The following is an 11937-nucleotide window of genomic DNA, read 5'->3' as shown; positions in this document are numbered from 1 at the left end:
CCGTGCGGGAGAGGGGAGCATCCAACGCTCAGAACATCGTCCGCATGCCGATCTTCACACTGCGCCCCGGCAGCGGTGCAATCTCGCGCAGGATCGATGTGGCGCTGCGGGCCTCGGTGTTGGTGAGGTTGTCGCCGCGGACATAGAACAACGTCTGCGTGCCCGATACCTTGACCTTGTAGGTCAGCGATACGCCGAGCATCGTATAGGCGTCGGTCGGGGTATCGCCGGTTGGCACGCGCGTCTGGCGCGCGTTCCAGTCCACGTTGATGCGTGCGCCCCATGGGCCGGCCGCATAGACCAGTGAGCCGCCCACGCGCAGCGGCGCCAGGCGCGGCAGCGGTTCGCCGTTGCTGCGGTTCTCGCCGTGCACGTAGTCGGCGCGGGCTTCGAAGTCGAGGGTGTCGCCGGTGGTCAGCATCTTCTGCAGCAGCCGGGTCTTGCCCTCGGCCTCGAAGCCGTACAGCGTGGCCGGTACGCCCGTGTACTGCAGCACGGGCAGTGCCCCTTCGCTGCCGGCGGCCACCACGTTGCCTTCGGCATCGCGGAACGCGCCGGTGTTCAGCAGCGCCAGATAGTTCTGGAAATGGCTGTAGTAGCCCGACACGCCGCCACTATGCTGCCCCTGCTTGAAGCGCATGCCAAGATCGATCGACGTGGCGCGTTCCTTGTTCGCGTTCGGGTCGCCGATCTCGTAGGCGTTGGTGGCCAGGTGCGGGCCGTTTGCGTAGAGCTCGTAGAACGTCGGTGCACGCTCGGTGTAAGACAGGTTCGACGTGACCGACCAGACCGGGTTGAGCTTGTACAGCAGGCCGGCCGACGCGCTGCCGGCGTTGAACGTACGGCTGTCGTCGGTGAAGCGGTCATTGCCGTTGGCGGTGGACTTGACGCTGCTGTGGTCGATGCGGCCGCCGAGGTTGAGCTTGAAATCGCCCGACGAATTCAGCGGCATTTCCTCGAAGACGAAGAGTGCGGCGTTGTCCGTGGTGGTGCTCGGCACAAAGGCTTCCTCGCCCAGCGCCGAGAAATCGGAGTGACCGAACTGCGTGCCGATCACGCCGCTCATATTGCCGATCTTGCCGTGCGTGGCCTCCAGGCGCGTATCCCAGCCGCGATTCTTGAACGTCGTGCCGGTCACGCCGTTGTCCAGCTCGCGGTGTTCGTAGTCGGTGTAGTTGAAGTTGGCCTTGACCGACTCGATGATGCCGTTGGTCGCGCCGGCCAGGTTGCGTGCCTCGCCCGCCAGGCCGATGCGGTCCTGGCGCATCTTGATGCGTGCTTCCTCGTCGGCCGGCGTGCCGTAGTCGTTGCGATAGGTCGAATAGTTGGCGCCGACAAAGCCGTCAGCCCAGGTATAGGAGCCGCCCATCGAGCCGCCTTCCTGGTGGGAGCTTGTGTTCGGCAGCGTGCCGTATGGCTCGCTCTGGCCCTCGGGCAGTGGCTGCGTGGCGCGCAGGTTGCCGCTGCGCGCAAAGCCGGGAATGCGCAGGTCGCTGGTCTGGCGGACGAATGCGTCGGCGTGCACGGCGAACGTGCCGTTGCCCGCTTCCAGCAGGCCGCTGGCGTTGCGCCCCTTGTCGCCGCCGATCGTGCCGCTGACATCGGCTGCGCCGGACACACCGGTGATCGGATCGCGCGGAATACGGTTGTCGATCACATTGACCACGCCACCCAGCGCATTGCCGCCATACATCAACGCAGCGGGGCCGCGTACCACTTCGATTTTCTCGGCGACCAGCGGATCGATCGGTACCGCGTGGTCATAGGACAGCGACGACGCATCGAGCGTGGAGCCGCCGCTCTGCAGCATCTTGATGCGGTCGCCGTCCAGGCCGCGGATGGCGGGGCGGCTCGCATTCGGGCCGAAGTAGCTCGATGCGACGCCGGGTATGCCGTTCAGCGTTTCGCCGATCGTGCTGGTCTGGCGCACGGCCAGCGCGTCGCCACCGAGCGTCGAGACGGGCGCGACCATCTCGTTCAGGTCGCTGCCAAGCGGATTGGCCGTGACGACCACTTCCTTGAGGGTCTGGGTCTGGGCTTGGGTCTGCGGCTGCGGTGCGGCGGGCGCGGTGGCGGGCGCGGCGGCGGTGTTGTCCTGGGCCATTGCCTGCGAGGCAAGACCGGTGCTGACGATCAGGGCGGCAAGCGCCGCCAGCGGCGTGCGATGCATCGCCGGAATGCGTTTGTTGTTCGAGTTCATGGCTCGCGATTTCGTTTTCGTTCTGGACGAGCGCGATGCTGCGCGGGCGGCAGCCCGGTATCGCGCTCGTGAGGCAGGCGCGGGCGCGCGGCATTACACGCGTGCCCGGCTAAATCAGGCGAAAGCGAATGCGGCCGGTGGGGCGCGTGAATGGAAGTGGCGCGCGGACGGCAGGTCCGGCCAGCGCCAGGCCAGGTTGGCCGGCTTGACCGGCTTGCCGAAGGCAAGCGCTGGCAGCGCGAAGCTGCCGACGTGACTGTCGGCGATCGTTGCGCCGTCGAACAGCACGCATGAGTGAAGGCCGAGCTTCAGGGAAAACGGTTCGGCATCAGGCGCATCATCGGATGCCCCGGCCAATGCCGATTGCGATGCTGATTGCGATGCTGACTGCGATGCCGGTTGCGACGCCGATTGCGATGCCGGTTGAGATCCATTCGCCAGGCCACCATGCACCACGCGGTGGACCAGGCCCGCGTGCTGTGCAAGCAGCAGACACGCGATCAGCCACAGCGCGGCCCATAGGCCTGGGCCGCGTGCTCGCCAGCGGGAGAGGATGCCAGGCTCAGTGCGCATGTCCGCAGTCGCACGGCCCGTCGCCATGATCGTGGTCGTGATCATGGTCGTGATCGTCGTCCTCGAACGCATTGCCCCAGTCAGGGAATGGGTCCGGGTATGCGGCCCAAGCTTCAGCGCCGGCGGCCAGTTCGTCGTCGGTCAGCAGGCAGGCGTCGAGCCGCGCTTCCAGCGCGGGGACATCGAGATCCGCGCCAATCAGCACCAGTTCCTGGCGGCGGTCGCCATACTCGGCGGGCAGGCCGTCGTCGATCATGTCGGCTTCAATGGCCGCGCGCGCCAGGCCTTCTGCCGGCCATTCAGTGGCGTCGATTGCCGCCCACCACGCACCGGCCGCACCGGGACGGCACACGCCGCCCGCCTGGCTCCAGTCGCCGGCAATGTCCATGCGGCTGGCCAGCCAGAACAGGCCCTTCGAGCGCAGCACGTCGCCGTGCTCGCGCATCCATTCGGTATGAATCAGGTCCGCGAAGCGTTGCGGATGGAACGGGCGGCGCCGGCGGTAGACCAATGTCGAAACGCCAGCGGCGTCGGCCACCGCGTCGCCCTGCAGCGCGGCCTGCCAGCCGGCGGCGTTGGGCGTTGCGTCGATGTCGAAGCGGCCGGTGCCCAGCACGCGCGCGGCGGGAACCTGGCCGTGGCTTGCATCGATGATGTCGGCGCGAGGATTCAGCGCATGCAGCACCACATGCAGGCGGCCGAGTTGCCCGGCATCGACGAGATCGATCTTGTTGAGCACGATGACGTCGCACACTTCGATCTGGTCGATCAGCACGTCAACCACCGTGCGGTCATCGTCATCGTGTGCGGCAAGGCCACGGGCCGACAGGAAATCGGCGTCGTGGTAGTCCTTCAGGAAGCGGCTGGCATCGACCACCGTGACCAGCGTGTCGAGGTGCGCCACGCCGGCGGACTCCCCATGCTCGTCCTCGAAGGCAAAGCCCTCGGCAATGCCCAGCGGTTCGTCCGTAGCTGCGGCTTCGATCACCACGTGGTCGTGCTGGCCGGCCTGGGCCAGCTGTTCGACCTCGGCGAGAAGGTCGCCATGGCTGTCGACCACGGCCACGCGCGCGCCAGCCTGAGCGATCAGGTGGTGCAGTACGGTGGTCTTGCCGGCGCCGGTGAATCCAGACAGCACGGTGACGGGCAGGCGAGCGGCCATGACGGTTATCGGTGTTGATGCAACAAAGTTGCGACTGTAGCAGAAAGCCCGCTTTGAGGACAGACCGCCCGAAGACATCCTGCAATAGTAGTGTCGCAATCGTTACGTCTTCAAGGCAATCGCTGCGCCCGGAAATGGAAACGGCCCGGGATTACCGGGCCGTCTGGGTCTTGGCTGACTTTTCGCTGGGCGGTTCGCCGGACCAGATCAGTCGCCGAACAGCTTCTGGCGCAGTTCGCGGCGCTGTTGCGCTTCCAGCGACAGCGTGGCGGTCGGGCGGGCCAGCAGGCGCGGCACGCCGATAGGCTCGCCGGTTTCCTCGCACCAGCCATAGTCGCCGGACTCGATGCGCTGCAGCGACTGCTCGACCTTCTTCAGCAGCTTGCGCTCGCGGTCGCGCGTGCGCAGTTCCAGCGCATGCTCTTCCTCGATCGTGGCGCGGTCGGCCGGATCCGGCACGATGACCGTTTCGCGCAGGTGTTCCGTGGTCTGGTCCGCATTCTTCAGGATTTCGTCGCGAAGCTGCTCAAGGCGATTCTTGAAAAAGGCGAGTTGCGCCTCGTTCATGTAATCCTTGTCGCTCATCTTCAGGATTTCAGCTTCAGTCAGAAGTTTGTTGCTGCTCATGGTTCCTGCTGATTCTCTTGTTGATGCGACCGGCGGCGTCTTCGTCCGCTCGGGTGCAGTGGCCGTCCGCTTGCGCGGGGTGGCTGTTTCACTCTGGCTGGCTGCAGTCTTGCTGCTTCGCGTGCCTCCCTTGGCCTCGCCCGCATCGGCGTGCGCCGTACTGCCGCGGGGAGCTGGCGTCGCCTTTTCAGGCGCTGCCTTGAGCGTCTCCACCGCAGCGCTACCTGTCTTGCTGCGGCTTTCCTTCGTCTTTGTTGCGGCTGTCATGGGGACACCTCTCTCTACGCGTCGAAGAGTGACGGCGCATGTGGTCGAGGAATTCCCAAGCGGAGGGCGGTCTCCGCACGAAGCCCACGACCGCGCCTGCTGGCGGCCCGCCTCATGCTGACGACGACCGCCGCCCTGCGGATACCAGGGCGCTTAAAGGTGCGCCGCCAGTATCAAATCCGGCCTATTGTACTTGAACAACTTTCCGGTAGATATGGGAGAAAGCCGGACAATCGCCACGTGTTTTCCCGGTACCCCCTTTGGGAGGGAACAGGGAGGGAACCGCCGGGCCGGAAACGCCGGTGCGGCGGCTGATGCACTTGGCCGGGGTCAGGCCAGGCAGGCGGCGAGACCCTTCAGGATGGCGTCGCGTGGCAGGTCCACACCGATAAAGACCATCTTGGTGCCCGGTTGTTCATCGCCCCATTTGGCGCCGATATCGCTGCCCATGAGCTGGTGCACGCCCTGGAACACCACCTTGCGGTCCACGCCTTCCATGAAGAGCACGCCCTTGTAGCGCAGCAGCTTCTCGCCGTAGACGGAAAGGATGCCCGAGAGGAATTCCTCGAGCTTGCCATAGTGGAACGGCTTGTCGCTGCGGAAGACAAACGACGCGATCCGGTCCGTGTGGTGGTGGTGATGATGGTGGTCGTGCGCGTGGCCGTGGCCATGTTCGTGGTCATGATCGTGATCGTGACCGCAGTCGGCGCCGCAATGCTCGCCGTGCTCGTGATCATGGTCGTGATCGTGATCATCGTCGGCGCGCAGGAATTCGGGGTCGATCTCGAGCTTTTCGTTCAGGTTGAAGCCGCGCAGGTCGAAGATCAGGTCGATCGGTGCTTCGCCGAAGTGCGCCGTGTTGATCGGCGCGCGCGGGTTCATGTGCAGCAGGCGGTGGCGCAGCTCGGCCACGTCGCCCTCGTCGACCAGGTCAGACTTGGTGATGAAGATCGCGTCGGCAAAGCCCACCTGGCGTTGGGCTTCTTCCTGCTTGTCCAGCTGCAGGTTGGCGTGCTTCGCATCGACCAGCGTGATCACGGCGTCCAGCAGGTAACGTGAGGCGATTTCCTCGTCCATGAAGAACGTCTGGGCCACCGGGCCTGGATTGGCCACGCCCGTGGTTTCGATCACCACGCGGTCGAATTCGATCTTGCCTTCGTCGCGTTGCGTGACAAGGTTCGACAGCGCCTGGACCAGGTCGCCGCGGATCGTGCAGCAGATGCAGCCATTGCTCATCTGCACGATCTGCTCGCGGCCGTCCTGCACCAGGATCTCGTTGTCGATGTTTTCTTCGCCGAATTCGTTCTCGATCACGGCGATCTTCATGCCGTGCTGCTCGTTGAGAATGCGCTTGAGCAGCGTGGTCTTGCCGCTGCCGAGGAAGCCGGTAAGAATCGTGACCGGAATCAGTTTGGACATGTTTTTGTACTCCGAGGAAAGACTGCTGTTCTGTCTTGTCAGTGCGAGGTGCTGTCGTCGCGCGTCCGCCCGCATTCCGCGCAGATGCCGTTGACCGTCAGCTCCACATGCTCGATGGCGAAGCCCGTGGGTACCTTGGGCGCCACGGATTTGCCGGCCGATTCCAGGCAAAAGGTGCGGTCGCAGCGCGTGCAGTGGAAATGGCTGTGCTGCCGATGGACCTGTGCGCGCGCTGCTTCATGTTCGACCAGCGAGAAACGGAACACGCGGTCGCCTCCGGCGCGTTTCTGTGCCAGACCCTGTTCCACCAGCCAGTCCAGCACGCGATACACGGTCACGCGGTCCACGTCGCCATCGGCCGGCAAGCGGTCGATCACGGCCTGGTGGGTGAGCGGTTCGGCGGCATCGATCAGGCAGGCCAGGATCGTCAAGCGCGGCTGCGTCACGCGCGCGCCAAGCTGGCGCAGGCGCATCTGCGCCGCGTCTGGCGAGTTGCCGGGCATGGCGTCGGCTTCGGACTCGGCCGGATTTGGGGTGGGACGTGTCATGCGGGTGATTTAACCATAGCCCTCTGCCCGATGCAATTCAGTTGCACAAGCGGGGTTTTTGGGGCGACGGGGCGGTGGGATAGCGCCTATGATCGGCAGGAAGCTTCAACAAAGAAGCCTGGAGACGATGCCATGCAGAACGACGCCAGCGCGTTGCTGTTTCCCAATTTCGAGTGGTTCCGGGTGAAGGTGGACGAGGTCGAGATTGCCGGGGTACGCGGCGGTTCTGGCCCGCCGCTGCTGTTGCTGCACGGGTTTCCGCAAAGCCACCTGATCTGGCACAAGGTGGCGCCCGCGCTGGCAGACCGCTTCACGGTGATCGCCACCGATCTGCGCGGCTACGGCAGCAGCGGGGCGCCGCCCGCCAACTCAGGGCACGAGGCCTACAGCAAACGCGTGATGGCGCAGGACCAGGTGGAAGTGATGCGCCAGCTCGGCTTTCCACGCTTCGCGCTATGCGCGCATGACCGTGGCGCGCGTGTGGCGCATCGGCTCTGCATCGACCATCCCGATGCGGTCAGCCGAGCGATGCTGCTGGATATCGCGCCGACGCTGGCGATGTACGAATCCACCAGCATGGCCTTTGCGGCCGCCTATTGGCACTGGTTCTTCCTGATCCAGCCCGCGCCGTTCCCCGAGACCCTGATCAACGCCGAACCGGCATTCTTCCTCGAAAAACTGTTGGGCCTGCGCCACGCGGGGCCGAACCCGTTCGCGCCTGACGCGATGGCTGCGTACATCGCCGCAATGAAGGACCCGGCGCGCGTGCATGCCATGTGCGAGGACTACCGAGCCGCCGCCACCATCGATCTCGACCATGACCGCGCCGACCGCGAGTCGGGCCGCAAGCTGGCCATGCCGGCGCGCGTGCTGTGGGGCGAACACGGCGTGGTGGCGCGCTGCTTCGAGCCGCTGGCGCTCTGGCAGGCCGTGGGGGAGCAGGTCAGTGGCGCGGCGTTGCCGTGCGGCCACTACCTGCCCGAGGAGGTACCGGAGGCACTGCTCGAAGAGATGTTCGGATACTTCAAGTAGGTCATATGCATCACATTCTCGCGGGTTAGCCCCTATACCTCGTGAATGTCCGCGATTGCTAACATCCACCTCCGGCTCCGCCTGTCGGCGGGGTGAATTGCCGCATACACCCATACACGGTTGCCGATGGTCATCGTGACGATCCCAACCGGATCGCCACGCACGGGACATGAGCCCGGCGGCACGCGGCATTGGAACGGGATACAGAGGGAATCTGGAGAGACGTATATGAAACGAGTTGCATTGAAAGTTGCGGCCGTGCTGGCGGTTGCTGGCGTGGGCGCTTTCTCGGCGGGGGCACAGGCGCAGGAATATCCGGGCGGCAAGCCCGTGCAGGCGGTGGTGCCGTTTGCCGCTGGCGGCCCGACCGACAAGGTCGCGCGGGAACTGACGATGGTGATGTCCAAGCACCTGGGCACGACGATCGTGATCGAGAACCTCGGCGGTGCCGGCGGCACCATCGGCGCCAAGAAGGTGGCCCAGTCCAAGGGTGACGGCTACACGATCCTGATTCACCACATCGGCATGTCCACGGCCCCGGCGCTGTACCGCAACCTGGGCTTCGATCCGCTCAAGGACTTCGAGATGGTCGGCGAGATTGCCGACGTGCCGATGGTGCTCGTGGGTAACAAGCAGCTTCCGCCGGCCAGCTTCAAGGACCTGGTGCCGTACATCAAGGCCAATGCCAGCAAGCTGTCGCTGGCCAACGCCGGCATCGGCTCGGCCTCGCACCTGTGCGGCCTGCTGTTCCAGAGCGCGATCCAGACCGAACTGACCACCGTGCCGTACAAGGGCACCGCCCCGGCGCTGACCGATATCCTCGGCGGCCAGGTCAACCTGATGTGCGACCAGACCACCAACATCGCAGGCCAGCTGAAAGCGGGCGCGCTCAAGCCGTATGCGGCGATGCAGCCGCGCCGCGTGGAAGCGTTCAAGGACATCCCGACCGCGGCCGAACAGGGCCTGCCTGGCGTGGAAGTGAAGATCTGGCACGCGATGTATGCCCCGAAGGGCACGCCGAAGCCGGTGATCGACAAGCTGTCGGCCGCGCTGCAGAAGTCGGTGGCCGATCCGACCTTCCGCGCCAAGATGGCTGAACTGGGTGCCGAGGCCGTGCCGGCCCAGCGCGCCACGCCGGAATCGCTGCGCCCGTTCCTGGCGTCGGAAATCAACAAGTGGACGCCGGTGATCAAGAAGGCGGGTGTGTACGCCGACTGATCTCCAGTCGAAGGTTCCGAGTTTCATGCCGAAAAGGCCACGCGAGATGCGTGGCCTTTTTGCTTCTGGATCCCCTCGCGCGTGCCGGAGAGAGGTTGTGGCGATAGGTTGTGGCGAAGGGCAGGCGCCCGAAAACGCGGTTTCCTATATTGGAAGACTGCTTTGGAAGACTGCTGCCCCCATCGCAGCCCTTGAAAGCGGCAGACCCGGCGCCACCTACGCGGCTGACACCTATCACGGAAGGCACCATGGAACAGTATCACGGCACCACCATCGTCAGCGTCCGCCGCGGCAATCAGGTCGCACTGGGCGGTGACGGCCAGGTCACGCTTGGCAATATCGTGATGAAGGGCACGGCCCGCAAGGTACGTCGTATCTACAACGGCAAGGTGCTGGTCGGGTTTGCCGGCAGCACGGCCGACGCCTTCTCGCTGCTCGACCGTTTCGAGGCCAAGCTCGAGAAGTACCAGGGCAACCTGACCCGCGCCGCGGTGGATCTCGCCAAGGACTGGCGTTCCGATCGCGCGCTGCGCCGCCTGGAAGCGATGCTGATCACGGCCGACCGCGACACCACGCTGGTCATCACCGGCAACGGCGACGTGCTTGACCCCGAAGGCGGCATTGCCGCGATTGGCTCGGGCGGCGCCTATGCGCAGTCGGCGGCCAAGGCGCTGATCGAGAACACCGAACTGGCGCCGAAGGACGTGGTCGAAAAGGCTTTGACCATCGCCGGCGAACTCTGCATCTACACGAACACCAACTTCGTCATCGAAACCCTCGAGTGACGCGCTGAACGGATCCCCATGTCGCAAACCATGACCCCGTCGGAAATCGTTTCCGAACTCGACAAGCACATCATCGGCCAGGACAAGGCCAAGAAGGCCGTGGCCGTGGCGCTGCGCAACCGCTGGCGCCGCCAGCAGGTGGCCGAGCCGCTGCGCCAGGAAATCACGCCGAAGAACATCCTGATGATCGGGCCCACCGGCGTCGGCAAGACCGAAATCGCGCGCCGCCTGGCCAAGCTGGCCGATGCGCCGTTCATCAAGATCGAAGCCACCAAGTTCACCGAAGTCGGCTACGTTGGCCGCGACGTCGACACGATCGTGCGTGACCTGGCCGAGATGGCCGTCAAGCAGACGCGCGAATCGGAGATGAAGAAGGTGCGCACCAAGGCCGAGGACGCGGCCGAGGACCGCCTGCTGGACGTACTGCTGCCGCCGCCGCGCGATATCGGCTTCCAGCAGCACGAGGACAAGGACTCGAACACGCGCCAGGTCTTCCGCAAGAAGCTGCGCGAGGGCGAACTTGATGACAAGGACATCGAGCTCGAAGTGTCCGCCGGCATGCCGAGCATGGACATCATGGGCCCGCCGGGCATGGAAGACATGACCGAGCAGATCCGCTCGATGTTCGCCGGCCTGGGCCAGGGCAAGAAGGCGCGCCGCAAGATGAAGGTCAAGGAAGCGTTCAAGCTGCTGATCGACGAAGAGGCCGCCAAGCTCGTCAATGAAGAGGAGCTCAAGCACAAGGCCATCGCCAACGTCGAGCAGAACGGCATCGTGTTCCTGGACGAGATCGACAAGATCGCCAGCCGCAGCGAAGTGGGCGGCGGCGAGGTGTCGCGCCAGGGCGTGCAGCGCGATCTGCTGCCGCTGGTGGAAGGCACCACGGTGAACACGAAGTACGGCATGATCAAGACCGACCACATCCTGTTCATCGCTTCGGGTGCGTTCCATCTGTCCAAGCCGAGCGACCTGATCCCGGAACTGCAGGGCCGATTCCCGATCCGCGTGGAACTGGAATCGCTCTCGGTGAAGGACTTCGAGGCCATCCTCACGCAGACCGATGCAAGCCTGACCAAGCAGTACCAGGCGCTGCTCAAGACCGAACAGGTGGACCTGCAGTTCTCGCCGGACGGTATCCGCCGGCTGGCCGAGATTGCGTTCTCGGTCAACGAGAAGGTCGAGAACATCGGCGCGCGCCGTCTGTACACGGTCATGGAGCGCCTGCTCGAAGACCTGTCGTTCCACGCGACGAAGTCGTCGGGTGAGACCGTGACGATCAACGCCGCGTACGTTGACGAACGCCTGGGCGACCTGGCAGGGAACGAGGACCTGTCGCGCTACGTGCTGTAACCGCGCGGTAGCCAGGAAGCAAAACAGCCGGACATTGTCCGGCTGTTTTGCTTTGGTGCCTTGGTGCTTTGGTGATTGGGCGCCGTGCGCTCAGTGCGCGTGCACGTGGCCGCCCGCGGGCGGCAGTACCTCGAGTTCGGCCGCCGGGGTCTTCAGGTCGCGCGTGGTCTGCCCATCGGCAGGAATCTGCGTCCATTCGGACTTGCCGTTCTCGCACTCCTGCAGCACCGGGAAGTAGAGCTTGCCGCCCTGCTCGGGCAATTTCATCAGCATGCGGAACTCGTCAAACTGTTCGTCGGCGAGCGTATTGCCATACCAGCGGATCGTGCGCACGTCCTCGTCGATGGTCTTGCCGTGCGAGGCGTACGGTTTGGCCAGCTTCGCGCGCTTGATGTCGAGCTGCCAGCCCGGCTTGGGCTGCGGATGCGCACCTTGCACGCCCTCGGGGACGGTCACGGTGACCGCGCGCGTGGCACTGCCATTGCAGCCGTGGCCAACCAGCAGCGTGCCCTTGAAGTAGCTGCCAGCAGGCGCCTGCTTCTGTTCGAAGACGATATGGGCCGAAGCCACGGGGGCGGCGATGACGAGCAGCGAAGCCAGCAGGGTGCGAGTGTTCATGAAAATGGGGCCGAGCGGTGACAGCGCGCCAGTCTAGCGCCAACGCGCACATGTGCCGTGCGGCGTGGTGACGCAGCGTGGGTTGCCGCTGAATTGCTCCCCTCTCCCGCACGGCGGGAGAGGGGCCGGGGGAGAGGG

General features: G+C 64.9%; 11 protein-coding genes. 4 read left to right on the top strand and 7 right to left on the bottom strand.

The window, feature by feature from the left end; all coding sequences use genetic code 11:
- Positions 1-28: 28 nt before the first annotated feature.
- The 6 genes from B552_RS0119005 to B552_RS0118980 all read right to left on the bottom strand — a co-directional run bounded on the left by B552_RS0119005 (position 29) and on the right by B552_RS0118980 (position 6796).
- Positions 29-2200: a TonB-dependent receptor gene (locus B552_RS0119005; protein ID WP_019450640.1), complete on the bottom strand. Its 2172-nt coding sequence runs from the start codon at positions 2198-2200 to the stop codon at positions 29-31.
- A gap of 114 nt (positions 2201-2314) precedes the next feature.
- Positions 2315-2818: a hypothetical protein gene (locus B552_RS0119000; RefSeq protein WP_019450639.1), complete on the bottom strand. Its 504-nt coding sequence runs from the start codon at positions 2816-2818 to the stop codon at positions 2315-2317.
- Complete coding sequence (locus tag B552_RS0118995; RefSeq protein WP_019450638.1) at positions 2763-3935, bottom strand: GTP-binding protein; 1173 nt, start codon at positions 3933-3935, stop codon at positions 2763-2765. The genes B552_RS0119000 and B552_RS0118995 overlap by 56 nt, the downstream gene beginning before the upstream one ends.
- 207 nt (positions 3936-4142) lie before the next feature.
- Positions 4143-4562, bottom strand: coding sequence for an RNA polymerase-binding protein DksA (gene dksA, locus B552_RS0118990; RefSeq protein WP_008642844.1), 420 nt, complete (start codon positions 4560-4562; stop codon positions 4143-4145).
- A gap of 597 nt (positions 4563-5159) precedes the next feature.
- Positions 5160-6248, bottom strand: a complete 1089-nt coding sequence (locus B552_RS0118985) for a GTP-binding protein (protein WP_019450637.1) — start codon at positions 6246-6248, stop codon at positions 5160-5162.
- Positions 6249-6286: 38 nt separating this feature from the next.
- A complete protein-coding gene (locus tag B552_RS0118980) occupies positions 6287-6796 on the bottom strand; it encodes a Fur family transcriptional regulator (RefSeq protein WP_019450636.1) in 510 nt (169 codons plus the stop codon).
- Between the two features lie 132 nt (positions 6797-6928).
- Here B552_RS0118980 and B552_RS0118975 point away from each other — a divergent pair, with 132 nt between their 5' ends.
- The 4 genes from B552_RS0118975 to hslU all read left to right on the top strand — a co-directional run bounded on the left by B552_RS0118975 (position 6929) and on the right by hslU (position 11181).
- A complete protein-coding gene (locus tag B552_RS0118975) occupies positions 6929-7828 on the top strand; it encodes an alpha/beta hydrolase (protein ID WP_019450635.1) in 900 nt (299 codons plus the stop codon).
- A 228-nt stretch (positions 7829-8056) separates the two neighbouring features.
- On the top strand, positions 8057-9046 hold the full coding sequence (locus B552_RS0118970) for a tripartite tricarboxylate transporter substrate-binding protein (RefSeq protein WP_019450634.1): 990 nt from the start codon (positions 8057-8059) through the stop codon (positions 9044-9046).
- Positions 9047-9294: 248 nt separating this feature from the next.
- The gene (gene hslV / locus B552_RS0118965) at positions 9295-9831 is read left to right on the top strand and encodes an ATP-dependent protease subunit HslV (protein WP_019450633.1); all 537 of its coding nucleotides are present in this window, start codon (positions 9295-9297) and stop codon (positions 9829-9831) included.
- An 18-nt stretch (positions 9832-9849) separates the two neighbouring features.
- Positions 9850-11181, top strand: coding sequence for an ATP-dependent protease ATPase subunit HslU (gene hslU / locus B552_RS0118960; protein WP_019450632.1), 1332 nt, complete (start codon positions 9850-9852; stop codon positions 11179-11181).
- A gap of 90 nt (positions 11182-11271) precedes the next feature.
- Here the strand turns inward: hslU and B552_RS0118955 are convergent, their stop codons facing one another.
- The gene (locus tag B552_RS0118955) at positions 11272-11799 is read right to left on the bottom strand and encodes a YcnI family protein (RefSeq protein WP_019450631.1); all 528 of its coding nucleotides are present in this window, start codon (positions 11797-11799) and stop codon (positions 11272-11274) included.
- Positions 11800-11937 lie beyond the last annotated feature (138 nt).

This window comes from Cupriavidus sp. BIS7 (assembly GCF_000292345.1).
GTDB lineage: Bacteria > Pseudomonadota > Gammaproteobacteria > Burkholderiales > Burkholderiaceae > Cupriavidus.
Note: the sequence above shows the minus strand (reverse complement) of the source record. Positions and strands in the feature narration are given on the sequence as shown.